Source organism: Mesorhizobium shonense (assembly GCF_040545255.1).
GTDB lineage: Bacteria > Pseudomonadota > Alphaproteobacteria > Rhizobiales > Rhizobiaceae > Mesorhizobium > Mesorhizobium shonense.
This window is the reverse complement of record NZ_JBEPLM010000008.1, coordinates 22,835-47,471: the sequence shown is the minus strand read 5'-3', so window position 1 is coordinate 47,471 and position 24,637 is coordinate 22,835. Positions and strand designations below refer to the sequence as shown.

At 64.5% G+C, this 24,637-nt stretch carries 18 protein-coding genes; 10 read left to right on the top strand and 8 right to left on the bottom strand.

Features of this window, described 5'->3' with window-relative positions:
• Positions 1 to 8 precede the first annotated feature (8 nt).
• The 7 genes from ABID26_RS20615 to ABID26_RS20585 form a co-directional block, all read right to left on the bottom strand.
• Positions 9 to 1,478, bottom strand: a complete 1,470-nt coding sequence (locus tag ABID26_RS20615) for an aspartate aminotransferase family protein (protein ID WP_292301233.1) — start codon at positions 1,476 to 1,478, stop codon at positions 9 to 11.
• Positions 1,479 to 1,505: 27 nt separating this feature from the next.
• A complete protein-coding gene (locus tag ABID26_RS20610) occupies positions 1,506 to 2,513 on the bottom strand; it encodes an NAD-dependent epimerase/dehydratase family protein (RefSeq protein ID WP_292301235.1) in 1,008 nt (335 codons plus the stop codon).
• Positions 2,510 to 2,944, bottom strand: a complete 435-nt coding sequence (locus ABID26_RS20605) for an EamA family transporter (RefSeq protein ID WP_354416203.1) — start codon at positions 2,942 to 2,944, stop codon at positions 2,510 to 2,512. Before ABID26_RS20605 ends, ABID26_RS20610 begins: the two co-directional genes overlap by 4 nt.
• Before the next feature lie 122 nt (positions 2,945 to 3,066).
• Positions 3,067 to 4,419: an FAD-binding oxidoreductase gene (locus ABID26_RS20600; protein WP_292301239.1), complete on the bottom strand. Its 1,353-nt coding sequence runs from the start codon at positions 4,417 to 4,419 to the stop codon at positions 3,067 to 3,069.
• Between the two features lie 2 nt (positions 4,420 to 4,421).
• Positions 4,422 to 5,861 (bottom strand): UbiA family prenyltransferase, encoded by a 1,440-nt coding sequence (locus ABID26_RS20595; protein WP_292301240.1) that lies wholly within the window; start codon positions 5,859 to 5,861, stop codon positions 4,422 to 4,424.
• Between the two features lie 201 nt (positions 5,862 to 6,062).
• A complete protein-coding gene (locus tag ABID26_RS20590; RefSeq protein WP_126088656.1) occupies positions 6,063 to 6,326 on the bottom strand; it encodes a hypothetical protein in 264 nt (87 codons plus the stop codon).
• A gap of 154 nt (positions 6,327 to 6,480) precedes the next feature.
• A complete protein-coding gene (locus tag ABID26_RS20585; RefSeq protein WP_292301242.1) occupies positions 6,481 to 8,970 on the bottom strand; it encodes a mechanosensitive ion channel family protein in 2,490 nt (829 codons plus the stop codon).
• 206 nt (positions 8,971 to 9,176) lie between these two features.
• Between ABID26_RS20585 and ABID26_RS20580 the strand changes: the two genes are divergently transcribed.
• The 5 genes from ABID26_RS20580 to ABID26_RS20560 all read left to right on the top strand — a co-directional run bounded on the left by ABID26_RS20580 (position 9,177) and on the right by ABID26_RS20560 (position 15,916).
• On the top strand, positions 9,177 to 10,436 hold the full coding sequence (locus ABID26_RS20580) for a sarcosine oxidase subunit beta (protein ID WP_126099597.1): 1,260 nt from the start codon (positions 9,177 to 9,179) through the stop codon (positions 10,434 to 10,436).
• Between the two features lie 13 nt (positions 10,437 to 10,449).
• Complete coding sequence (locus tag ABID26_RS20575; RefSeq protein WP_126099596.1) at positions 10,450 to 10,743, top strand: sarcosine oxidase subunit delta; 294 nt, start codon at positions 10,450 to 10,452, stop codon at positions 10,741 to 10,743.
• Entirely contained in the window at positions 10,740 to 13,733 is a 2,994-nt protein-coding gene (locus ABID26_RS20570) for a sarcosine oxidase subunit alpha (RefSeq protein WP_292344131.1), read from the top strand. Before ABID26_RS20575 ends, ABID26_RS20570 begins: the two co-directional genes overlap by 4 nt.
• On the top strand, positions 13,726 to 14,313 hold the full coding sequence (locus ABID26_RS20565; protein ID WP_354416199.1) for a sarcosine oxidase subunit gamma: 588 nt from the start codon (positions 13,726 to 13,728) through the stop codon (positions 14,311 to 14,313). The genes ABID26_RS20570 and ABID26_RS20565 overlap by 8 nt, the downstream gene beginning before the upstream one ends.
• Before the next feature lie 160 nt (positions 14,314 to 14,473).
• Positions 14,474 to 15,916, top strand: a complete 1,443-nt coding sequence (locus ABID26_RS20560; protein ID WP_292344132.1) for an MFS transporter — start codon at positions 14,474 to 14,476, stop codon at positions 15,914 to 15,916.
• Between the two features lie 3 nt (positions 15,917 to 15,919).
• On the opposite strand, the gene ABID26_RS20555 is transcribed toward ABID26_RS20560, so the two are convergent.
• Positions 15,920 to 16,624, bottom strand: coding sequence for a nitroreductase (locus ABID26_RS20555; RefSeq protein ID WP_126099592.1), 705 nt, complete (start codon positions 16,622 to 16,624; stop codon positions 15,920 to 15,922).
• Positions 16,625 to 16,874: 250 nt separating this feature from the next.
• On the opposite strand from ABID26_RS20555, the gene ABID26_RS20550 reads away from it, so the two are divergent.
• From ABID26_RS20550 to ABID26_RS20530, 5 genes are all read left to right on the top strand, one after another.
• Complete coding sequence (locus ABID26_RS20550) at positions 16,875 to 17,462, top strand: helix-turn-helix domain-containing protein (RefSeq protein WP_126099590.1); 588 nt, start codon at positions 16,875 to 16,877, stop codon at positions 17,460 to 17,462.
• Positions 17,463 to 17,560: 98 nt separating this feature from the next.
• On the top strand, positions 17,561 to 20,014 hold the full coding sequence (locus ABID26_RS20545) for a GcvT family protein (protein WP_354416196.1): 2,454 nt from the start codon (positions 17,561 to 17,563) through the stop codon (positions 20,012 to 20,014).
• Positions 20,011 to 20,910, top strand: coding sequence for a homocysteine S-methyltransferase family protein (locus ABID26_RS20540; protein WP_126099588.1), 900 nt, complete (start codon positions 20,011 to 20,013; stop codon positions 20,908 to 20,910). The genes ABID26_RS20545 and ABID26_RS20540 overlap by 4 nt, the downstream gene beginning before the upstream one ends.
• The gene (locus ABID26_RS20535) at positions 20,910 to 22,091 is read left to right on the top strand and encodes a pyridoxal phosphate-dependent aminotransferase (protein ID WP_292344137.1); all 1,182 of its coding nucleotides are present in this window, start codon (positions 20,910 to 20,912) and stop codon (positions 22,089 to 22,091) included. The genes ABID26_RS20540 and ABID26_RS20535 overlap by 1 nt, the downstream gene beginning before the upstream one ends.
• Positions 22,088 to 24,535 (top strand): GcvT family protein, encoded by a 2,448-nt coding sequence (locus ABID26_RS20530; protein WP_292344139.1) that lies wholly within the window; start codon positions 22,088 to 22,090, stop codon positions 24,533 to 24,535. The genes ABID26_RS20535 and ABID26_RS20530 overlap by 4 nt, the downstream gene beginning before the upstream one ends.
• Positions 24,536 to 24,637: the final 102 nt, after the last annotated feature.

The following is a 24,637-nucleotide window of genomic DNA, read 5'->3' as shown; positions in this document are numbered from 1 at the left end:
CGTCTGTCTCAGCGGACCTGGCTATTCACGAAATCCTTCACGATGGCCACGATGCCGCGCGAGAGCAGGCTGTCGAAGGCATCGACGAAGCGGTCGACATGCTCGCGCTGGCAGATCAGCGGCGGCTCGAGCCGAATGACGTTGCGGTTGTATTCGGTGAAAGCGACGAGCACGTCATAGTCGCGCAACAAGAGCGCGCCGACGAAGCCCGACAGCGAGCCCTTCAGTTTGTCGTCGAGCACGCTGACCACTGGACGCAGCACCATCGGCAGTGTCTGCGAGAAATCGTGGAACTCGAGCCCGATCATGAAGCCCTTGCCCCGCACGTCCTTGATGATCTTCGGATATTTTTCCTTCAGCGTCCGCAGCCGCTGCAAAAGGTACTCGCCGGTCGAGGCGGCGTTGTCGATCAAGCCCTCGTCATAGAGCACGTTCAGCGCCTCGATCGCGGTGATGCAGGCCTCGCCCATGCCGCCGAACGTCGCCATGGCATGGATCATCGCCGTCTTTGGCGTGCCATAGGCCTTCATGTAGACGTCGCGCCTGGCGATCATGGCGCCGACCGCGGCCTTGCCGCCGCCGAGCGATTTCGCCAGCGCCGTCACGTCCGGTACGACGGCGTAATGCTCGAAGGCATAGAAACGCCCGGAACGGCCATAGCCGCACTGGACTTCGTCCGCGACCCACAGCACGCCATGCTGGTCGCAAAGCGCGCGCAGCTTCCGCCAATATTGCGCCTCTGCCTGGATGATGCCGCCGCCGCCCTGGATGGTTTCGAGCACGATGACGCCGATAGCAGGGTCGCTCTTGAACAGGCGTTCGACGGCGTCGATGTCGGCGAAGGGGATGCGCACTGCATTGTCCGCCACCCTGAACTCGGCGCGGTAGAGCTGGCCGTCGGTGATCGCCAGCACGCCCTTGGTCTTGCCGTGGAAGGAATTCTCGGCATAGACGACCTTGGGCCGCTTTGGGCCTGCGGCGCGCTCGGCGAGCTTCACCGCCGCTTCCATGGCTTCCGAGCCGGATGAGCCGAGGAACACCATGTCGAGGTCGCCGGGCGAGCATTTGGCGATGTTGTGCGCCAGTGCCGCCGCATATTGCGACATGAAGGCGATGGCGATCTCCTGGCGCTTCTCCTCCTGGAATTTCTTGCGCGCCTCCAGGATGCGCGGATGGTTGTGACCGAAGGCCAACGAGCCGAAGCCGCCGAAGAAGTCGAGGATCTCGCGGCCGTTCTGGTCGATGTAGAACATGCCCTCGGCACGCTCGATCTTGACCTTGTGGAAGCCGAGCAGCTTCATGAAATGTAGCTGGCCCGGGTTGAGGTGCGCCTTGAACAGGTCGGTGATGCGGGCGACATCCATCGCCTTGGCCTGTTCGACGCTGATCAGGTCGGGCTTGGCGATGGTAGCAGGCAACAGCGTCGGCGCATCGACCAGCGCGCGCACACCCGGTTCCGGTTTGGCAATGACCGTCATCTCGAAAAATCTCCCCCTTCGTCGCCTTTATTCGGCAGGCACATGTTCGGTGGCGACGGCGTGGCCGTCCTTCTTGGCGCGGTATTCGCTGTAGGCGGCGATCAGCATGTCCTCGTCGCGATATTGCGGCACCCAGCCGAGCTGACGCTCGGCCTTGGACACGTCGAGCACGCATTCCTCGTCGGCGATCAGATACTGCTCGGGATCCATGATCGGCATGTTCATGAGATCGAGCAGGTCGAGCGTTCGTTTCACCGCCCAGCCCGGCGTCGGCAGCAGGATCGACCTCGAGCCGGCATGCTTGATCAGGTCGCCGAGCAGTTTTCTCACCGACGGCGGATTGAGCGAGCCGAGATTATAAGCCTCGTTCGGCACGCCGGCCTTCCAGGCCGCGCGGGCGGCTTCCGCGCAGTCGAACACCGAGATGAACTGGTATGGATTCCTGCCCGAGCCGATCATTGGCACCGGCAAATTCCAGTCGATTAGCTTGAACAATTTCTCCAGGATGCCGAGGCGGCCGGGGCCGATGATCAGGCGCGGCCGGAACAGCGAGATCGACATGCCGCGCCTGCGCCACTCGGCGGCGAGCTCCTCGGTCCTGAGCTTCGACAGGCCGTATTCGCCGAGCGGCGCGACAGGATGATCCTCGGTCATCGGCAGCACCACCGTGTGGCCGTAGATCATGTCGGTCGTGTAGTGGACCAGTTTCGAGGAACCGGCCTTGTCCATCGCCTGGATGATGTGCCCGGTGCCGTGGAAATTCACCGGGAAGAAGAAGTCGTGCCGCTTGGCGCGGACCTGGATCGGCGACAGCATCTTGGCCGACAAATTGTAGACCATGTCGTCGGCCTTGAGCCCGACCGCCGCGACCGACGCCGGATTGGTGACGTCGCAAGTGATGAAGCGCACCGAACGATAATGCGGCAGGTCGCTCTTGACGATGTCGGCGACGACGACGTTCTCGCCGTCGGCGGCGAGCTTGGGCGCAAGATGACGACCGACGAAGCCGTCGCCGCCGAAAATCACATGTCTCATCGAAGGATCTCGCTAGTGCCGACCTTGTCGGAGGTGATGGAAGCGGTTTGGTCCTCATGCCCTCGTCCACTTTGCGCGATCAGAATCGTACCGACGCAGATGCAGGCAATGCCGGCGATGCGCCAGCCGTTGAGATCCTCGCGGAAGACGAAATAGGCAAAGACTGCGACCGCGACATAGGCGAGGCTGAGGAACGGATAGGCGAAGCTGAGCTCGACCTGCGACAGCACGTAGAGATGCGAGCCCATCGAGATGACGAAGGTGCACAGCCCGAGGAAAACCCACGGGCTGAAGACGATCTGCAGCAGCTTGACGAGCGGATTGACGCCGTCGAATGAGATCGGCCCCAGCGACATCATGCCCTGCTTCAGCATGAGCTGCGCAGCGGCATTGGTCATGACCGTGAAGAGAATGAAGACGATGTATTTCATTGTTGCCACCCGCCCTTGAGCGGTCCTACTACGAACCTGCAAATATTTCGTGAAATCACATGTCTATTTTCAGTAAACTTCGATCTTAACGCTTCATTTACCAAGATTTACTCGAATTTTATCTATTCCGCTGCCTCCGCGATATCGCGCCTCACGCTCAGCTTTTTCGCTGTCCGCGCCCAGAAACTCGACATGAAGGCGGGATCGCGAAGCGCCTCCAGCCGCTGCCATTGCGGGAAGGATGCCGCGAAGGTTTCGGGCTCCATGCGCGCGTCCTTGTAGGGGTTGACGGCCCCGCCGGCCTCGACCGTGATGTGGTCGAGTTCGGCGAGCAGCTCCAATGTCCTTTCCCCCCTGTTGGGGAAATCGAGCGTCAGCGTGTAGCCCGGCCGCGGGAACGACAGCAGCGCCGGCGAACGGACATCGCCAAATCGCTTCAGCACCGTGAGAAACGAGCCCTGCCCGGCCCGCCGCGCCGCTTCGAGCAGTGCCGGAACAGTGCGGCGCGCGTCAGCCTCAGGAACCACGCTCTGGTGCTGGAAGAACCCATGCGGGCCATAGAGCCGGTTCCAGTCGCGAATGCCGTCGAGCGGAAAGAAGAAGCCCTGGTAGCCCGCATGACGCGCATCGGACGAGCGACCCTTCTTCCACCGATAGGCAGCGTTGAAGACGGTCAGGAACGGGCGGTTGAGCACGTTGAAGGGTGGCTGCACGGCCACCGAAAGCCGGCCACCCGCCTGCAAGGTGGCATGCGAGCCGTGCTCGGCGTGATTGCCGGTGAACAAAAGGCCCCGCCCTCGCGCGTGGCCGCCCGCAAGCTGATCGATCCAGGCAACGGCATATTCGTTGGCCTGGTCGGCTGCGCCGGCAAGATCGAAGAACTCGCCCAGATCGCGAAACCGCGTCGCTTTTTCGACGATGTCGAGCGAGGGCACCCGCATCAGCCGGATCGACGCCGACAGGATCAGTCCGGTCAGTCCCAGGCCGCCGATCGTCGCCCGGAATAGGCGCGCGTTCTCGGTGTCGGAGCAGCGATGGATCCGGCCGTCGGACCGCAGCAAGGTCAAGGATTCGACATGACAGCCAAATGTGCCGCGCCGGTGGTGGTTCTTGCCATGCACATCGTTGGCGATGGCGCCGCCGAGCGTCACGAACTGCGTGCCTGGAACCACGGCCGGAAAGAAGCCATAAGGTGCGGCATGGACGATGATGTCGCAAAGCAGCACCCCGGCATCGGCCTCGATCACACCGGTCTCGGCATTGAACGAACGGATACGGTTGAGCGGCCGCATGTCGACGACCATACCGGCGTCGTTCTGGCAGCTGTCGCCGTAGGAGCGACCATTGCCGTAGCCGATGAGCGAGCCGGGTTTGGCGGCGCCGCTCTTCAGCAGCGCAATGGCCTCGTCGGCCGGGATCGCCCGGCGTGCCGGCGGCGTCGCCAGCCCGAAGCTGCCGAAGCGTTCGCTGCCCATCCTCACCAGCCCCAGCCCCCGGCAACGAGAAGCGCCGAGCCGATGGCAACGACGATCTGGCTTCGCCAGTCGCGGATGATGAAGACGACCGGATCGTCATGCATCTCGTCGCGGCGGGCGAGGATCCAGACGCGCATGGTCAGGTAAAGCACGATCGGCGCCAAAGGCCACATCACCCACGGATGCGGATAGAGCTCGCGCACCGCGACGCTGTCCATGTAAAGTGCCAGCACCAGGGCCGAGGAGAAGGCCGAGGCCATGCCCGCCTGGGCGACGATCTCCTGGTCTTCGGTGCGGTAGCCGCGGCCGGCGATGCGCTCGCCGGCCGGGATGGTGGTCGTGCGCAACTCGACGAAGCGCTTTACCAGCGCCAGCGACAGGAAGAAGAAGATCGAGAAGGCGAGCAGCCAGAAGGAAACGTCGACGCCGGTCGCCGCCGCACCTGCCAGCACGCGGATCGTGTAGAGGCCGGCGAGCGTCAGCACGTCGATCAGCAACATGCGCTTAAAAGACAGCGAATAGGCCGTGGTGACGACCATGTAGCCGCAAAGCACGCCGAGGAACTCGATCGGCAGCAGGCAGCCGGTGGCGATGCCGATCGCGAGCAACACAAGGATGGCGCCGAAGCCGAACGGGATAGACAGCGCACCGCTGGCAAAGGGCCTGTTGCGCTTGGTCGGATGCTTGCGGTCGAGCGCAAGGTCGAAGAAGTCGTTGACGATGTAGATGGCGGAGGCCACGGCGCTGAATGAAACGAACGCCAGAACGCACTGCCAGATCATATTGACGTTGAAATACTCATGCGACAGCACCATCGGCACCGCGATCAGCGAATTCTTCAGCCACTGATGAACCCTCAGCATCTTGACGTAGGTCTTGAGCGTCGGCTTCGGCGCTGGCATGGTCTCGGCGCCGTGCGCCGCCTGCCAGCGCTGGGCGCTGCGGTCCGGCGCCACCACGATGGCGTTGCGCGCTGCGTCGAACACCTTGAGATCGTGGCCGCTGTTGCCCGCATAGTCGAAGCCGGCATCGCCATACGCCGCGACCAGCGACGCCCGCTTTCTACCCGAGGTCAGATTGTGCGGCCCGTCCGTTGCCAGCACGCGGTCGAAGATGCCGAGATAGGCGGCGATCGCCTCGGCGAATTTGCGCGGCGTACCGGTCGCCAGCACGATCTTGCGGCCGTCCCCATGTTCGGCGCGGAGCCGCTCCAGCAATTCAACCCGGTAGGGCAGCGAGGCCGGATCGATGTCGATGCGCCGGGCGATTTCCTGCTTGAGCCGCGCCGGGCCGCCGGTCAGCCAGAACGGAACCAGAAAAAGATAGAGCGGGTTCTTCTTGAGCAGAACGAACAGGCCTTCCCACAGAAGGTCCGTTGCAATCAGCGTGCCATCGAGATCGACCGCAAGCGGAATTGCGTTCCTGTCCGACCGCGCGTCCATTGCCCTGCCCTGCTCACCCCACGCCGTATTTCGGCGTCTTCGCAACGGATATAACGGGGGATGACGGAGCGAACGTTAAAACGCCCGGTTGCAGCGCGCTGTGCTGGGGTATTTCCGGTGTTATCGTTAAGCAGCGGCTATCGGAAACGATAAAAGGCCGGACATTCGCCCGGCCTTTGCCGATCGTGTTTAAGGGAGTTCTTACTTGATGCGGGCGATGCCGCCCGAGATCTCGACCGTTTCAGAGCCGGTCAGCGCTTCGAGGTCACCATTGGGCAGAGTGACGAAGCAGCCATTCGGGCAGAACTCCACCGTCTCGCCGGCGGCCAGCGCCAGCTCGGTCTTGCCGCCGCCTTCGGTCACGATCAACGTCCGTGTCTGGGCGTCCTTGTTGACCGCGCTGGCGGCAAAAGCCGAGCCGCCCAGGGCCAGGAAAGCGATGGCGGCAACGACAGACTTCCACATTGCAACTTCCGGTGTTTCCACACCGCCTCTGTTCAATTTCGCAAGGCATTCTCGCCCTTTGCGTGAGAGCTTATATGAGATGTAACCTGAACCGCAACTGAATGCCGCATTCATGCCACAATTGGTTTCGGCAGGATTCGGAAGCGAACAAAAGCTAACCCGGATCGGGCTTGCGGCCCTTCCGCTTCGTCTTGGCGAGCCGCTCGCGCTCGGCCGCGGCCTCCGCCTCCAGCCGCTCGCGCTCGGCAAATTCCGCCTCGATCTTGTCGTCGTCGATCGGCCACGATACGTGCTTCTTGGTCTCGACCACGGCGCGTGGCGTCGACGGGACTTCGATGTGCTCGTCGTCGAAGATATCGAAGATCGCGAAGCGGATGTCGTTCTGGACGATGCTGCCGTTCATCACATCGGCCACGAATACCCGTATCTCGAATTCGAGCGCAGCGGCGCCGAAATTGGCGAAGAGCACGAAGGGCTCGGGGTTCTTGAGCACCATCGGATGGGCCCGGGCAATGTCGAGCAGAAGGGCATGAACGCGCTTGACGTCACTGCCATAGGCGACGCCGACCTTGATGTCGACGCGGCCAAGCTTGTTGCGATGCGTCCAGTTGCCGACCGCGTTGTTGATGAGGTTCGAGTTCGGCAGGATCACCGACTGCCGCTGGAACGTCTCGATCTCCGTCGCGCGCACGCTGATCTTTCTGACCGTGCCGCTGATGTCGCCGGCGACGATCCAGTCGCCGACCTTGAACGGGCGCTCGGCAAGCAGGATTAGGCCTGAGACGAAGTTCGAGACCACGTTCTGCAGGCCGAAGCCGATACCCAGCGAAAGCGCGCCGGCGACCAGCGCCAGATTGGAAAGATCGATGCCCGCCGCCGATATGCCGACCAACGCCGCAAGCGCGACGCCGGCATAGCCTACCGCCAGTCGGATCGAGTTGCGCACGCCGGTGTCGACCTTGCCGCGCGCCATGACCGAGCCGTCGAGCCAGCCCTGGAACCAGCGCGTCAGGAAATAGCCGATGACGAAGACGACGATGCCGGTGAGGATGCCGAGGAACGAGATCGTGACGGAGCCGATCGTGACGCCCGTCGCCAGCTTGTAGGCCCAGGCCTCGATGTCGCCGGGCTGGAAGCCCCACATCAAAAGGATCAGCGGCAGGAACACCAGCACGATCATCAGGTTGATGGCGATGCTGACCACCAGGCCGAGTTGATCGAGCGCGGTGTCCTCAGAGCTCGAATTGGCCGACAGCCAGCGCCCGACCGAAGTGTCGGCGAAGCCGCCCTCCTCGCCGATCGCCCGCGCCGACAGGAAGCCGATATAGGCGGTGACCAGGGTGGTGCCGGTGACCACGACCTGGATCGAGACAAAAAGCGCAAGACCGATATAGCCGAGCAGCGCCGCTGCGATGGTGAACAGGCCGAGCCCGATGGCAATGAGGCGAAGCCATGCCGGCCACGGTCGCCACGAGCCGTCTTGCGCTTTGAAAGGCCTCAGCACTCCCATCAGGATCAGGATGACGCCGACGATGACGGTGGCGACGAAGCTTCGCGCGATCGTCAGCGACAGCGGCGAACCCATCTTCTCGTTGACGACCGACAGAAAGTAATTGAAGCCGAGAACCACGGCCATGGCCGTGGTCAGCCGCACCAGCCAGCGCGCCGGACCGGTCTCCACCGGAATAAGCCGCCAGTCCGGCAGCCGCGGCTCGAGTGCCGCATTGGTCAGCCGGTTGACGCAGAACACCACCGCGATGACCGCGAGCAGCGCGTTGAGGAATTCGCCGATGTCGCCGCGCAGCACGTTGTAATAGTTGAAGAAGAACACGGTCGAGGCGAGGAATGCGCCGAGCGCCACGGTCGGCAGCAACGTCGACCAGAACGCCACCGAAAGCCGGCTGAGGTAGGACGGCTCTTCGACCGATGGATCGGCCTCGAAGATGCGGCCGAACAGGCGCCTGCCGCCGATCAGCAGCACCGCCGCGAGCGCCAGCGCCATCAGCGTCGCCGCAAGCATGGCTTGGAACTTGAACTTCAACGCGAAGCTGAGCCAGGACGCCACCGCTTTGTAGAGGCCGCTGAACTGGTCGTGCGCATCGGAAAAGGCCTGCGGGCTCAGCGCATCGGTCAATTCATAGCGTTTCGTCAGAACGCTGCGGAAAAGCTCGCTGCGCATGGTGGCGATCTTGTCGACCAGCCCGCTGATGCGGATCGACAGGTTCTGCGCGCTGGCCACCACCGCATTGATCTCGGCCTTCTCGGCCGAGAGCGCTGCGCGCTCGTTGGCGACGACCGCGGGCTCCGGCGGCTGGCCTTGCGCCGGCGGCGGCCCCAACACCTCGATGCGACCGTTAATGTCGTTGAGGCGCGAACGGAACGCGAGCGCGCTGTTCAGCGCCGCCCGCGAAATATCCTCGAGCTGCAAGCGGATATCGACAAGGCCGGCATCGTCCTGGTCGGGGGCGCCTATTTTCTTCTCCAGGCCGTCGGTCTTCGCCGTCAGGTCCTGGATAGCCTTGGTCTGGTCTGCGATGAGCTGCGCGGAGCCCTGGCCGATCGCCTGCGCCATCGCGCCGGACGACGGCTGCGCCGCGGCGACGACAATGGCGACCAGGATCAGGCGTAGCAGTCGGAAAATCATGACGTGACGGGCGACTCGCGGCCGAAAAATCTTCGAAAATTCCGCCCTTGATAAAGACCGCCATACCGGGCGGCAAGCCGTCTCCGTCCGCGGACCGATGCCGAGGATCGGAGTCGGCCTGTCGAAAAGCGATGGCGTAATCTTGGCTTTGCGCTTCCCGCCTGCTCTATAGTCTGCCGCCTCGCACCAAAAGGACAACAGGAAGAATGGCGGAATATTCAGCCTTTTCGCTGCTCAAGAACGCTCTGACCGGCAACAAGGACTGGAAGCCGGCCTGGCGCAAGCCGGATCCCAAGGCGTCCTATGACGTGATCGTCATCGGCGGCGGCGGCCATGGCCTCTCGACCGCCTATTACCTTGCCAGGGAGCACGGCATCACCAATGTCGCGGTGCTGGAAAAAGGCTGGCTGGGCTCGGGCAATGTCGGCCGCAACACCACCGCTGTGCGCTCCAACTACCTCTTGCCGCAGAACACCCGCTTCTACGAACATTCGATGAAGCTGTGGGAGAACCTGTCGCACGACCTCAACTACAACGTCATGTTCTCGCAGCGCGGCTGCCTCAACCTCGCGCACACACCGGCCCAGCTCGACGATTATGCGAGGCGCGGCAACGCTATGCGCCATCTCGGCGTCGATGCGGAACTGATGAGTGTCGACCAGATCAAGCGGCTTGTTCCAGCACTGGACGTCTCGGGTTCGGCGCGCTTTCCCGTCCTCGGCGGACTGATGCAGCCGCGCGCCGGCACGGCGCGCCACGACGCGGTCGCATGGGGCTATGCGCGCGGCGCCGACCGGCGCGGCGTCGACATCATCGAAAATTGCGAGGTCACCGGCTTCCTGCGCGACGGCGACAGGGTCATTGGCGTGACGACGACGCGCGGCGAGATCCGCGCCAAGAAGGTAGCGCTTGCGGTTGCCGGCAGCACCGGCAGCGTCATGCAGCTTGCCGGCATTTCGCATATGCCGATCGAAAGCCACGTGCTGCAGGCCTTCGTCTCGGAATCGCTGAAGCCGATCGTCGACACCGTTCTCACCTTCGGCATGGGCCACTTCTACATCTCGCAGTCCGACAAGGGCGGCCTTGTCTATGGCGGCGATCTGGACGGCTACAACAGCTATGCCCAGCGCGGCAGCCTGCCGGTCGTCGACGAGGTGATGAGCGAGATGCTGGCGCTGTTCCCGGGGCTGGCGCGCGTGCGCATGCTGCGCTCCTGGGGCGGGCTTTGCGACATGACGATGGACGGCTCGCCGATCATCACCACCGGACCGCTACCCGGCATGTATCTCAATTGCGGCTGGTGCTATGGCGGCTTCAAGGCGACGCCTGCCTCGGGCTGGTGCTTCGCCTGGACCATCGCCAAGGACGAGCCGCATGAGTTCAACGCGCCCTTCACGCTCGATCGTTTCTATCGCGGCCTGATCATCGACGACAAAGGCCAGGGCGCGACGCCTCGGCTGCACTAGGGTTGAAATCAAGATGTTGATCACCTGTCCCTATTGCGGCCCGCGCGACGTAATCGAATTCACCTACCAGGGCGACGGCAACCGCGAGCGGCCGCAACCGGCCTCACAGGACCTCGACGCCTGGAACGCCTATGTCTACGACCGGCTGAACCCGGCCGGCGACCACAATGAGATCTGGCAGCATTCCGGCGGCTGCCGCGCGCATCTGCGGGTGGTGCGCAATACCGTAACCCATGAAATCTTGAGCACCGCCTTCGTCCGTGGCGGACACAAATCCGCGGCCCATAAGGCGGGAGGCAACCAGTGAGCCCTCGCCGCACGGAAACCGGCGGCCGCATCGACCGGCTGCGCACCATCCGCTTCACCTTCGACGGCGCACCATATACCGGCCATGCCGGCGACACGCTCGCATCGGCGCTGCTCGCCAATGGCGTGACGCTGTTCGGCCGCTCGTTCAAATACCACCGCCCGCGCGGCCTGCTTGCCGCCGGTGTCGAGGAACCGAACGCGCTGGTGACGGTGCTGCGCGGCGACGTTCGCGAGCCGAACATCCCCGCCACCATGGTCGAGATCTATGACGGGCTCGTCGCCGTCAGCCAGAACCGCTCGCCCTCGCTCGCCTGGGATGTCGGCGCGCTCAACCAGCTCGGCGGCAAGATCCTGTCGGCCGGCTTCTACTACAAGACCTTCATGGGGCCGGTGATCGGCCCGCTGAAGGGCACGCGCTTCTGGATGTTCTGCGAGCATTTCATCCGCCGCGCTGCCGGGCTCGGCAAGGCGGGCACCGCGCCCGATAGCTCGCGCTACGAGCGCATGAACGCCTTTTGCGACGTGCTGGTGGTCGGCTCCGGCCCGGCCGGCCTGATGGCGGCGAAGGCCGCGGCCGACCAGGGTGCGCGCGTGATCCTGGCCGACCTCGAAGCGCGCTTCGGCGGCTCGGCCAACTGGTCGGACGAAACCATCGACGGCGCGCCAGCCACCGACTGGGCGGGGCGCGTCGTCGGCCAGCTCGAGGGCAATGACAATGTCCGCCTGCTGCCGCGCACGACGGTCTGGGGCTATTACGACGGCAACACGCTCGCCGCGCTCGAACGCGTAACCGACCACAAGGAGGTGGCGGCCAAGGGAGAGCCGCGCCAGCGCTATTGGGCGATCCGCGCCAGGACCGTGGTTCTCGCCACCGGTTCCTTCGAGCGTCCGCTGGTGTTTCCCGGCAACGACCGTCCGGGTGTCATGCTGGCGCATGCGGCCGAACGCTACGCCAATGAATATGGCGTGCTGCCCGGCCAGCGGATCGCGCTGTTCACCAACAACGACAGCGCCTATCGCCCGGCCGTTGCCCTGAAGAAGGCCGGTGCCGCTGTCGTCGCCATCGTCGATGTCCGCAGCGACGTGTCGAACGAGATGAGCAGGCTGGCCAGCGAAGCCGAGGCCGAGCTGCTTGCCGGTCATGCCGTGACCGCCACCGAAGGCGGCAAGGCGCTCACCGGCCTCAAGGTGCAGCGGTTCGACGCGATGGGCGGAGCGCTCAGTGGCGATGAGCGCAGCATCCATGCCGACTGCCTGCTGATGTCGGGCGGCTGGTCGCCGACCATCCATCTCGCCAGCCAGGCCGGCGCCAAGGCCGTGTGGGATCCGGGCAGGCAGGCCTTCCTACCGCCGCGGCCGACGCAGCGCTGGATCGGCGCCGGCGCCTTCACCGGCGCCTTCTCGACCGCGGAAGCCATCGCCGAGGGCCGCGCGGCCGGCCTTGAGGCCGCCGGCGGAACAGCGTCATCCGCGCCCCTGCCGGTCGTCGAGGCCGCCCCTGGCGATCCCGATCCGGCGCCGGTCTTCGAGATCAAGGCCAAGGGCAAGAGCTTTGTCGACTTCCAGCACGACGTGACCGCCGAGGATGTGCGGCTCGCGCATCGCGAAGGCTTCGTCTCGGTCGAGCATCTGAAGCGCTACACCACCCTTGGCATGGCGACCGACCAGGGCAAGAACTCCAACGTGCCGGGCCTCGCCATCATGGCCGAAGCGCTCGGCAAGCCGATCCCCGAAGTCGGCACGACGCGCTTCCGCCCGCCCTACACGGCGGTTTCCATCGGCTCGCTGGCGGCCGAGCGCTTCGGCGACTTGAAGCCGGAGCGGCTGACGCCGATGCATGACTGGCACCTCGACAATGCCGCGACCATGTATTCGGCCGGCCTGTGGTATCGCCCGATGATCTACGGCCTTGCCGGCGAGACGGTCGAGCAGGCCTATGTCCGCGAGGCCAAGGCGACGCGCGAGAGCGCAGGCATCGTCGATGTCTCGACGCTCGGAAAGATTGCGGTACAAGGGCCGGATGCGGCGGAATTCCTCGACCGCGTCTACACCAACATGTTTTCGACTTTAGCCGTCGGCAAGGCCCGCTACGGCCTGATGCTGCGCGAGGACGGCCTTGCCTTCGACGACGGCACCACCTGGCGGCTCGGCGAGCAGGACTTCCTGATGACCACCACCACCGCCAATGCCGGCAAGGTGATGCAGCATCTGGAATATTTCCTCGACGTCATCTGGCCCGAGTTGAAGGTCACCGTCACCTCCGTCACCGACGAATGGGCGGGTGCGGCGATCGGCGGACCGAAAGCCAGGGCAATCCTCGCTTCTTGCGTTACCGGCACCGCCGTCGACAATGCGACCCTCCCCTTCATGGGCATCATCCATGGTGAGATCGCCGGCGTGCCGGTGATGATCTGCCGCCTGTCTTTCTCCGGCGAGATGGCCTTCGAGGTCTATTCCGGAGCCGGCCACGGCACGCGGGTGTGGGAAGCTCTCATCGAGGCAGGCAAGCCGTTCGGCCTGGTCACCTACGGGCTCGAGGCGCTAGGTACCATGCGCATCGAGAAGGGCCACGTCACCGGCGCCGAGATCGACGGCCGCACGACTGCGCGCGACCTGCATCTCGACTGGATGCTGTCGAAGAAGAAGCCCTTCATCGGCTCAGCCATGATGGATCGCGAAGGCCTGATCGCTCCCGACCGGCTGGAGTTGGTCGGGGTGATTGCGCTCGACAACCGGGCGCTGAACGGTGGCGGACATATCGTAGAGGAGCTGGATGAAGCCAATCCGCACGATTCGATCGGCCATATCACCGCCTGCTGCTATTCGCCGGCGCTCGGCAAATATATCGCGCTGGCCCTAGTCAAGGATGGCAAGGCGCGCCACGGCACGCGTGCCTTCGTCTCCGACCCGCTGCGCAACCGGTTCGGGCCGATCGAGATCGTCTCCAACCATTTCTACGATCCAGACGGGAGCCGCATGCATGGTTGAGCGCCAATCTCCGCTCGAGCCGGTCTACCACCCGGGCTCGCACGGCAATTTCGAGCATGGCGTCGACGTCATCCTGTCCGAGACGCGGCCTGGCTCGATCCTGCAGCTCGCGGCATGGCCAGGCGAGGAAAAGCGGCTGATCGATGCCGTCCGCAAGGTCACCGGCCTTGCCTTGCCAGACGGCGCCGGCGGCGGCGTAAGCAGCGGCCTTCGCGCCGCTTTCGGCTTCGCGCCCGGAAAATTCACCGTGGTCGACGAGGCGGAGGGCCTGGCGGCAGCGTTCGCTGGCGTCATCACGCCTGCCGTCGGCACGATCACGGATCTTTCACATGGCCGCACCGCAATCCGCATCGCCGGGCCGAAGGCCGAATGGGTGATGGCGAAATTCTTCGCCATCGACTTCGCCTTGCCGGCTTTCCCGCTTGGAGCCGGCCGTTCGACCACCCATCACGATGTCTTTGCCCAGATCCAGCGCAGCGGCGCCGACCAGTTCGACATCTATGTGTTCCGCTCCTTCGCGCGCTCGTTCTGGAAGGCCTTGTGCCACGCCAGCGATGAAGTCGGCTACGAGGTGCACTGAAGCAATCCGGGGAAACCAGGGATTGCTCCAGTGGGTAGTCTGGCACTATCGACGGCCACAACTGCTGCTTGAGCCTTGGGCCAGCGAAGACGATAGGTAGGAATCACGGGCTCTTGTCGGCAGGCGTCCGTTCAGGCAACCAGTTCGACCATACCCTCCCATGACTGCAGAGATTTCGGCGACGGCCACGCCCCGCTTTGCTCCGGCGGGCGAGCCGTCCATGCTGTTGCCGGCGACTGTCGCCTGCGGCGTCTTCATGACCAGCCTCGACCAGAATGTCGTGGTGACCGCGCTTCCCGGCATCGGCGAAAGCCTCGATCGCCCGCCTGGCCAACTCGGCCTTCTGATCACCGTCTATGTCGCGAGCCTCATCGTCACGATGCCGCTCGGGGGCTGGTTGGCCGATCGCTTCGGCCTGCGCAACGTCTACTGCTTTGCCTTGTTGGTTTTCGCCAGCGCCTCGGCGCTCTGCGGCCTGTCGGAAAACATGTGGATGCTGGACGCCTCGCGCGCGCTGCAAGGCTTCGGCGGCGCGCTGATGGGCACGCTCGGCCAGGTCGTGATCCTGTCGAGCTTCCCGCGCGATCGCACGCTCAAGATCAACATGTACATTTCGCTCGCCGGCCAGTCCGGGCCGCTGGTTGGGCCGCTCGTCGGCGGCGCGCTGACCACTTACGTCTCGTGGCGCTGGATCTTCTACATCAACATACCGATCGCGCTGACCGCCGCGCTGCTCGCGGCCTCGCTGTTCCCCACGACCACCAAGCCGGTCCGCACGCCTTTCGATTTTCCGGGCTTCCTGCTCGTCGGCAGCGGCATGGCGCTGCTCGTCTTCGGCATGGACTCGCTCGCCGCCAAGGACGCAGCGGCCGCCCGCATCGCCTTGGAACTCGTCCTGGCGATAGCCATCCTCACCGTCGCGGCCTTCTATTGCCTGCGCGCCCGCAATCCGTTGCTCGATCTCAACCTGCTGCGCATCCGCACTTTCCGCATCAGCTTCCTCACCGGCGGCGGGCTCGACACGATCGGGCTGAGCTCGGTGGTGTTTCTGTTGCCGCTGATGTTCCAGCTCGGTTTCGGCATGAGCGCGGTGCAGGCCGGATCGTTGACCTTTGTCGCCGCGATCGGGTCGCTGCTGATGCGTTTCTTCATGCCGCGTATCTTGAACCGCTTCGGCTTCAAGCGCGTTCTGGTCGTCAACACGCCGATCGCCGCCTTGCTGGTCGCCGGTTTTGCCTTGCTGCAGGAAAGCACGCCCGCGTGGATCGTGCTCGGCTATATCTTCGTCTTCGGCCTCTTCCGCTCCGTGCAGTGGGCCTCGACCGGCAATCTCGCCTATTCGGACATCGCGCCGGAGCAGCTCGCGCGCTTCAGCGCGCTTTATTACATCCTGTGGCAGTTGGCGGTAGCGATCAGCGTCGGCTTGGCGGCCGCGCTGTTGTCGCTGCTTGCCGGCGGCGGCCAGGCCGGCGTCAACGACTATCGCATCCTGTTCATTGTCGAGGGCTTGATCACGCTTTGCGCGCTGCTCGCCTACCTCAGGCTCACGCCGCAGGACGGCGCCCATGTCAGCGGCCATGGCGCGCATATGAGCACGGATTAACCGTTACTCCGCGAACGTCACCCAATCTTCGAGCGGCGCGCGGTCGGTGCGGAATTCATTCTCGGGCTTCGAGTGGTCCTCATAGCCCAGCGCCATGCCGCAGACGACGACTTCCTCGTCGGGAATGTCGAGCACCGGTCGGATCTGCCGGTGGTAAGGCGCGAAGGCCGCCTGCGGACAGGTATGCAGCCCCCTGCCCCTTGCCGCGACCATGATGTTCTGCAGGAACATGCCGTAGTCGATCCACGATCCCTTATTGAGCCGCCGGTCGACCGTGAAGATCATGCCGACCGGCGCATCGAAGAAGACGAAGTTGCGGTCGTGCTGCGCGCGCATCTTGTCGACTTCGCGCCGGCCGATGCCGATCGCGCCGTAGAGGCCAAAACCATTGGCGCGGCGCCGGCTGAGATAGGGCTCGAAGAACTGGTCGGGATAGTAGCGGTACTCGTCCCATTCCGCCTTCTCGGCGCGGATGCCGGAATTGAGGATGGCGTCGCTGATGCGCTGCTTCACCTCGCCCTTGGTCACATAGACCCGCCAAGGCTGCATATTGGTGCCCGACGGCGCGCGCGCCGCGACCGTCAGGATGGCGCGGATCGTCTCATCGTCGACCATGTCGGGCAAAAAGGCGCGCACGGACCGGCGCGAAACGATCGCCTCGTCGACGATCGCCGCATCCTCGGCGATCCGGCTATTCTTCTCCAGCATGGGCCGTCCCTTCACGCATGGCCGGAATCCGCAACCGGTTTCCGAAACGACCATCCGCAGACACTGATAACTAACTGGTCCCCGACCTGACGTCCCCACTCGCCGTTCGTCGGCGAGCCTTTGCATCAACCGCCAAAATCGCGCAAGCAAATCTTCTGGTTCATGAAAATCCACTTGATTTTTTCATGAGTTTGCTGTCTCATGAAATTTGTTCAGATTTTTTCACGCCAGATTTCAGACGGAGAGACGATTGGCCTCGACCGCTGTCACATCGGAGCAGGACAATGGGGAGCGGCTGCTGGCCGGCGACATCCGTGCGCTGCGTAAGGCGCGCGGGCTGACGCTCACCGAAATCGCGCTGAAGCTCGGCCGCTCTGTCGGCTGGGTCAGCCAGGTCGAGCGCGGGCTGTCGGTTCCTTCGCTCGGCGACCTGCGGGCCTTCGCCGAACTCTTCGGCGTGCCGGTCAGCCTGTTCTTCAGCCATGACGTGCCTGTCGAGAAGGAACGCGGCGTGGTTGTGCGCGCCGGCAGCCGCCGCTCGCTTGGCACAAGCGAATCCGGCCTGGTGGAGGAGCTTCTGTCGCCCGACCTCGGCGGTAGCTTCGAGATGTTGCGCTCGGTCTTCGCGCCGGGCGCAGAGCTGAAGACCGAAGCGCGCCGTCCGACCGAGGAAGCGGGCTACGTAGCGTCGGGCGTTTTCGAGATCGAGATCGGCGGCGTCTGGCACCGACTCGGTGAAGGCGACAGCTTTCGTTTCGAAGGCAAGCCGTTTCGCTGGCGCAATCCTGGCGCCGAGCCGGCAGTCGTCATCTGGGTGGTTTCGCCGCCGGTATATTGAACAATGCACGTCACCCAAAATGCGAAGCGGTTTTGGGATAACGACATGCACCAAAACAAAAATCGAAGCGCGAAGCGCTGAGACTTTGGAGGAAAAAAATGGCCGGTTTGCCGACCACGGCACGCGTGGTGATCATCGGAGGCGGTGTCGTCGGCGCCTCCTCCCTCTACCACCTCTGCAAGGCGGGCTGGACCGACTGCGTGCTCTTGGAAAAGAATGAGCTGACTTCCGGCTCGACCTGGCATGCCGCCGGTAACGTGCCGACCTTCTCCTCGTCATGGTCGCTGATGAACATGCAGCGCTATTCGACCGAGCTCTACCGGGGCCTCGCCGAAGCGGTAGACTATCCGATGAACTACCACGTCACCGGCTCGCTGAGATTGGCTCACACCAAGGAGCGCATGCAGGAGTTCCAGCGCGCCAAGGGCATGGGCCGTTACCAGGGCATGGACATCGATGTCGTCGGCCTCGACGAGATCAAGCGGCGCTACCCCTTCATCGAGACGCATGATCTCAAGGGCGCGCTCTACGATCCGAGCGACGGCGACATCGATCCGGCACAGTTGACCCAGGCGCTCGCCAAGGGCGCGCGCGACATGGGCGCGAAAATCATCCGCTTCTGCCCGGTCACCGGCGTTCGCCGCGAGAATGGCGAATGGGTGGTTGCGACACCGCAGGGCGAGATCCGCTGCGAGATCGTCGTCAACGCTGCCGGCTACCGCGCAGCCGAAGTCGGGAAAATGTTCGGCCGCGAAGTGCCGATGATGGTGATGAGCCATCAGTACATATTGTTCGAGGAAATCCCCGAGCTCGCCGCGTGGACCAAGGAACAGGGCAAGAAACTGCCGCTGCTGCGCGACGTCGACACGTCCTATTATCTGCGCCAGGAAAAGACCGGCATGAATCTCGGTCCCTATGAGCGCAATTGCCGCGCGCACTGGGCGACCCACAATGATCCGATGCCGGAGGACTTTTCCTTCCAGCTGTTCCCTGACGACCTCGACCGGCTGGAGCATTATCTCGCCGATGCCGTCGCCCGCGTGCCGATCCTCGGCACTGCCGGCCTGTCGAAAGTCATCAATGGGCCGATCCCTTATGCGCCGGACGGCAACCCGCTGATCGGACCGATGCCCGGCGTGCCGAACGCCTTCGAGGCTTGCGTCTTCACCTTCGGCATCGCGCAAGGGGGCGGCGCCGGCAAGGTGCTCGCCGAATGGGTGACCGAGGGCCAGACCGAATGGGACATGTGGTCCTGCGATCCGCGCCGCTTCACGTCATTCGCGTCCGCGCCGGACTATTGCGTCGCCAAGGGCATGGAGATCTACGGCAACGAATACGCCATCCAGTTCCCGCGCCATGCTTGGCCGGCGGGGCGCGACCGCAAGCATTCGCCGCTGCACGAACGCATCAAGGCGCTTGGCGGCCAATTCGACGCCTATAACGGCTGGGAACGCGCCACCTGGTATGCTCAGCCCGGCGACGACATTTCGGAAGAATCGACGCTCACCTTCCGCCGCGACGGACCGTGGCAGCAGCGTGTGCGCGAGGAATGCCTGGCCGTGCGCGACGCCGCCGTCATCCTTGACCTGCCCGGCTTCTCGCGCTTCAACCTCGAAGGCCCGGGCGCAGCGGAGTGGCTGTCGCGGCAGGTCACCGGGCTCGTGCCGAAACCCGGCCGCATCGGCCTCGTCTATTTCGCCGACGACAAGGGCCGCATCGTCACCGAAATGTCGGTGGTGCGTCATGGCGAGGATCAGATGACGCTGATCACCGCCGCGGTGGCGCAGTGTCACGATTTCGAATGGCTGAAGTCGCGCATGCCGGCCGACGCCGCCTTCACGTTGACCGACCGCACGGAAGAGTATTCCACGCAAATCCTCGCCGGCCCGAACTCGCGCAAGATCCTCGCCGAGGTCTGCGACTCGGATCTCTCGCTGCCCTGGCTGACGCATCAGGAAACCACCATCGCCGGACGCTGGGCGAAGCTGGTGCGCGTCTCCTTCGCCGGCGAGCTTGGCTGGGAAATCCACACCAAGGTTGCCGACACTTTGACGGTCTTCGACGCCGTCTGGGCCGCCGGCCAGAAGCACGGCCTGAAACCGTTCGGCATGTATGCGCTGGATTCGCTGCGGCTGGAGAAAGGCTACCGCGCCTGGAAAGGCGACCTGTCGACCGATTATTCGATCTTGCAGGGCGGGCTGGAGCGCTTCGTCAAATGGGACAAGCCCGACTTCCGCGGCAAGGCGGCGCTGCTCAGCGAAAAGCAGCAGGGCGTGAAGAAGCGCTTCGTCACGCTAGTCGTCGAGAACCCCGGCGATTGCGACGCACCCTATATGTCGACGCTCTGGCATGACGGCGTGATCGTCGGCGAGACGACGTCCGGCGGTTGGGGCCATCGCGTCGACAAGTCGATCGCGCTCGGCATGCTGCGCACCGATCTCGCCGAGCCCGGCACGGCGGTCGAGGTCGAGATCTTCGGCGACCGCTTCAAGGCGGTGGTTCAGAAGGACGAGCCGCTCTGGGATCCGAAGAATGAAAGGTTGCGCGCATGACGTCGGTTGTCCTCACCGATGGCGGCATGGGCCAGGAACTGGTGCGCCGCAGCAGGTCTGAGCCGACGCCGCTGTGGTCTGCCAGGGTGCTGATCGACGAGCCGGACCTGGTGCGCGACCTGCATGCCGAATTCATCCGCGCGGGCGCCCGCGTCATCACCATCAATACCTATTCGGCGACGCCCGAGCGGTTGGCGCGCGAAGGCGCGCAAGATCTGTTCAAGCCTTTGCAGAAGCGGGGCATCGAACTCGCCCGGCAAGCGTGCGACGAGGCAGGTGACGCCGCGATCGCCGGCTGCCTGTCACCGTTGTTCGGCAGCTATGCGCCGGCGCTGACCATCTCCTTCGAGGAGACGCTCGGCATATATCGCCGCATCGTTGCCGAGCAGGCGGACGGCGTCGAACTGTTCCTGTGCGAGACAATGGCCTCTGCCGAAGAGGCGCGCGCCGCCGTCACCGCGGCCTCGGAAAGCGGCAAGCCGGTGTGGGTGTCGTGGACGCTTGCCGATCACGGCACACCGCGCCTGCGCAGCGGCGAGACCATTGCCGCAGCATCAAGTGCCCTCGGCGACCTGCCGGTCGCAGCGCGGCTGCTCAACTGCTGCCGGCCCGAGGCCATTGCAGCCGCGCTGCCCGAACTGATCGCGCTCGGCGGTCCCGTTGGCGCCTATGCCAACGGCTTCACGTCGGTCGAGGCGCTCAAGCATGGCGGCACGGTCGACGTGCTGCACGCTCGCCATGACCTCGACCCGCAAGCCTATGCCGCCCAGGCCGTCGGCTGGGTCGACGCGGGCGCCGGCATCGTCGGCGGCTGCTGCGAGGTCGGCCCCGCCCACATCGCCGCGCTGCGCGACCGGCTCATCCAGGCCGGCCATCAGATCACGGGAGTTTCCTGATGCCAAAACCATCAAAGCGCATTACCGGCATCGTGCCTTCGGGCAAGGATGGCTGGGAAGTCCACTTCGCCGCCTGGACCCGCAGGGCAGCCGGCGAAGACATCATCGTGCTTTCGGTCGGCGACCATGACTTCGACACGCCCTCGGAAACGATCGAGGCCTGCGTCAATGCCGTCCGCGGCAGCAACCATCACTACACCCCTCTCCCCGGCCTTCCGCGCCTGCGCAAGGCGATGGCGGCGGCCTCCACCGCCTGCACCGGCATCTTGACGGAACCGGACGAGATCATCGCCACGGCTGGTGGCCAGGGCGCGCTCTACGCCGCCGTGCAGGGCGTGCTCGATCCCGGCGATCATGCCGTCGTCGTGGCGCCTTACTACGCCACCTACCCCAACACCTTCAGCGCCGCCGGCGCCAGCTTCACCGTGGTCGAGACGCCGTCCGAGGACGGCTTCCAGCCGCACGCCGACATGATTCGCGCGGCGCTCAGACCGAACACGCGCGCCCTCCTGATCAACACGCCGAACAACCCGACGGGTGCTGTCTATTCGCGCGAGCGGCTCGAACAGCTGGCCGCAATCTGCAAGGAGCACGACCTCTGGCTGCTGTCGGACGAGGTCTACTGGACGCTCGGCGGCGGCGAGCATATCTCGCCGCGCTCGCTGCCCGGCATGCCCGAGCGCACCCTGGTCATCAATTCGATGTCGAAAAGCCACGGCATGACTGGATGGCGCATGGGCTGGCTGACCGGGCCGAAAGCGATGATCGCGCTGATGACCGACCTCAACCTGGTGACGACCTACGGCCTGCCGGCCTTCATCTCGATCGCCTGCGCCGAGGCACTGGAAAACCATTACGGCCTGAAGGAGATCGCCGAGCGCTACGCCTCGCGCCGCGCCATTTTCCTCGACGCCATACGCGGCGCGAACGAGGTCACCGTGCACGGCTCCGAAGGCGGCATGTATGTCATGCTCGACATCTCGGCCGTCGAGCCCGACGATGAGAAATTCGCCTGGGCGCTGCTCGACAAGGAAAAGGTCGGCGTCATGCCGGGCTCGAGCTTCGGCGAAGCCGCTGCCGGTCATATCCGCATCAGCCTCTGCCAGCCTGAACCCATCCTTCGGGAAGCAGCGCTTCGCGTGCGTCGCTTCGCTTCCAACTATCGCCGCGAGGCCGCATGACCAAAACCGTTCCATCCAAAGCCCGCGCCGTCATCATCGGCGGCGGCGTCTCCGGCTGCTCGGTCGCCTATCATCTGGCCAAGCTCGGCTGGACCGACATCGTGCTGCTCGAACGCAAGCAGCTCACCTGCGGCACGACCTGGCACGCCGCTGGCCTGATCGGCCAGTTGCGCGCCTCGCAGAACATGACCCGGCTGGCGAAATACTCGGCCGACCTCTACGTCAAGCTCGAGGCCGAGACCGACGTCGGCACCGGCATGCGCCAGGTCGGCTCGATCACCGTCGCGCTGACCGAGGAGCGCAAGCACGAGATCTACCGGCAGGCCTCGCTTGCTCGCGCCTTCGATGTCGATGTGCGCGAGATTTCGCCGAGCGAAGTCAAGCAGATGTACCCGCATCTCAATGTGTCCGACGTCGTCGGCGCGGTTCACTTGCCGCTCGACGGGCAATGCGATCCGGCCAATATCGCCATGGCGCTGGCCAAGGGGGCGCGCCAGCGCGGTGCGACGGTCATCGAAAACGTCAAGGTCACCAAGGTCCACACCAGGAACGGCCGTGTCAGCGGTGTCTCCTGGGCGCAAGGCGAGGACCAGGGCACGATCGAGACCGACATCGTCGTCAACTGCGCCGGCATGTGGGCGCGCGAGCTTGGGCGCCAGAACGGCGTCACCATCCCGCTGCATGCCTGCGAGCATTTCTATCTCGTCACCGAGCCGATCCCAGGGCTTGCCCGCCTGCCGGTGCTGCGCGTGCCCGACGAGTGCGCCTACTACAAGGAGGACGCCGGCAAGATGATGCTGGGCGCCTTCGAGCCGGTGGCGAAACCCTGGGGCATGGACGGCATCCGCGAGGATTTCTGCTTCGACCAGCTGCCTGAGGACATGGATCACTTCGAGCCGATCCTCGAAATGGGCGTCAACCGCATGCCTATGCTGGGTACCGCCGGCATCCACACCTTCTTCAACGGTCCCGAGAGTTTTACGCCGGACGACCGCTATTATCTCGGGGAAGCGCCGGAGCTCTCCGGCTATTGGATGGCGACCGGTTACAATTCGATCGGCATCGTCTCCTCCGGCGGCGCCGGCATGGCGCTGGCGCAGTGGATCAACGATGGCGAGGCGCCCTTCGACCTCTGGGAGGTCGACATCCGCCGCGCTCAGCCTTTCCAGAAGAACCGCCGTTATCTGAAAGAGCGCGTCTCGGAAACGCTCGGCCTGCTCTATGCCGACCATTTCCCCTACCGCCAGATGGCGACATCGCGCGGCGTGCGTCGTTCGCCTCTGCACGAGCATCTGAAGGCGCGCGGCGCCGTCTTCGGCGAGGTGGCGGGCTGGGAGCGCGCCAACTGGTTCGCCCGGGACGGCCAGGAGCGCGAGTACCGCTATTCCTGGAAGCGACAGAACTGGTTCGACAACCAGTGCGAGGAGCATCTGGCCGTGCGCAACGGCGTCGGCCTGTTCGACATGACCTCTTTCGGCAAGATCCGCGTCGAAGGCCGCGATGCCTGTGCCGTCCTGCAGCGGCTCTGCGCCAACGACATGGACGTCGCGCCGGGCAGGATCGTCTACACGCAGATGCTCAACGCCCGGGGCGGCATCGAAAGCGACCTCACCGTGACGCGGCTGTCGGACACGGCCTATTTCCTGGTCGTGCCCGGCGCCACCTTGCAGCGCGATCTCGTCTGGCTGAGGCGGCACGTCGCCGACGAGTTCGTCGTCATCACCGACGTGACCGCCGCCGAAGCCGTCATCTGCCTGATGGGTCCGGATGCGCGAAAACTGATCCAGAAGGTCAGCCCGAACGACTTCTCCAACGAGGCCAATCCGTTCGGCACCTTCCAGGAGATCGAGATCGGCATGGGCCTCGCCCGCGCGCACCGCGTCACCTATGTCGGCGAGCTCGGCTGGGAGCTCTATGTCTCGACCGAGCAGGCGGCCCACGTCTTCGAAGCGATCGCGGAGGCCGGCGTCGATATCGGCCTGAAGCTCTGCGGCCTGCATACGCTCGATTCCTGCCGCATCGAAAAAGCCTTCCGCCACTTCGGCCACGACATCACCGACGAGGACAATGTGCTGGAGGCCGGCCTCGGCTTCGCCGTGAAGATGAGCAAAGCCGACTTTATCGGCCGCGACGCGGTGCTGCGGAAAAAGGAAGCCGGCCTGTCACGCCGGCTGGTGCAGTTCCGCCTGAAGGACCCTGAGCCCCTGCTCTTCCACAATGAGGCGATCCTGCGCGACGGCAAGATCGTCGGCCCGATCACCTCGGGCAATTACGGCCACCATCTCGGCGGCGCGATCGGCCTGGGCTATGTGCCGTGCGCGGGCGAGAGCGAGGCGGAGGTTCTGGCCTCATCCTACGAGGTGGAGATCGCCGGAGAACGGTTCGAGGCGGAAGCATCGCTGAAGCCAATGTACGATCCGAAGGCGGAACGGGTAAGGATGTAGCGCAGGCTTTCCTTCTCCCCCTTGTGGGAGAAGGTGGATCGGCGCGCAGCGCCGAGACGGATCAGGGGTGTTCCAGCGGAGCGAGGCGTTGGCGTTCCCTGG

Bases quoted from the DNA above. Each gene is read 5' to 3' on its own strand.
- ABID26_RS20590 (WP_126088656.1), bottom strand. From the start codon at position 6,326: ATGTGGAAGTCTGTCGTTGCCGCCATCGCTTTCCTGGCCCTGGGCGGC.
- ABID26_RS20595 (WP_292301240.1), bottom strand. From the start codon at position 5,861: ATGGACGCGCGGTCGGACAGGAACGCAATTCCGCTTGCGGTCGATCTC.
- ABID26_RS20565 (WP_354416199.1), top strand. From the start codon at position 13,726: ATGGTTGAGCGCCAATCTCCGCTCGAGCCGGTCTACCACCCGGGCTCG.
- ABID26_RS20580 (WP_126099597.1), top strand. From the start codon at position 9,177: ATGGCGGAATATTCAGCCTTTTCGCTGCTCAAGAACGCTCTGACCGGC.
- ABID26_RS20575 (WP_126099596.1), top strand. From the start codon at position 10,450: ATGTTGATCACCTGTCCCTATTGCGGCCCGCGCGACGTAATCGAATTC.
- ABID26_RS20530 (WP_292344139.1), top strand. From the start codon at position 22,088: ATGACCAAAACCGTTCCATCCAAAGCCCGCGCCGTCATCATCGGCGGC.
- ABID26_RS20585 (WP_292301242.1), bottom strand. From the start codon at position 8,970: ATGATTTTCCGACTGCTACGCCTGATCCTGGTCGCCATTGTCGTCGCC.
- ABID26_RS20560 (WP_292344132.1), top strand. From the start codon at position 14,474: ATGACTGCAGAGATTTCGGCGACGGCCACGCCCCGCTTTGCTCCGGCG.
- ABID26_RS20610 (WP_292301235.1), bottom strand. From the start codon at position 2,513: ATGAGACATGTGATTTTCGGCGGCGACGGCTTCGTCGGTCGTCATCTT.
- ABID26_RS20555 (WP_126099592.1), bottom strand. From the start codon at position 16,624: ATGCTGGAGAAGAATAGCCGGATCGCCGAGGATGCGGCGATCGTCGAC.
- ABID26_RS20600 (WP_292301239.1), bottom strand. From the start codon at position 4,419: ATGGGCAGCGAACGCTTCGGCAGCTTCGGGCTGGCGACGCCGCCGGCA.
- ABID26_RS20605 (WP_354416203.1), bottom strand. From the start codon at position 2,944: ATGAAATACATCGTCTTCATTCTCTTCACGGTCATGACCAATGCCGCT.
- ABID26_RS20545 (WP_354416196.1), top strand. From the start codon at position 17,561: ATGGCCGGTTTGCCGACCACGGCACGCGTGGTGATCATCGGAGGCGGT.
- ABID26_RS20615 (WP_292301233.1), bottom strand. From the start codon at position 1,478: ATGACGGTCATTGCCAAACCGGAACCGGGTGTGCGCGCGCTGGTCGAT.
- ABID26_RS20540 (WP_126099588.1), top strand. From the start codon at position 20,011: ATGACGTCGGTTGTCCTCACCGATGGCGGCATGGGCCAGGAACTGGTG.
- ABID26_RS20535 (WP_292344137.1), top strand. From the start codon at position 20,910: ATGCCAAAACCATCAAAGCGCATTACCGGCATCGTGCCTTCGGGCAAG.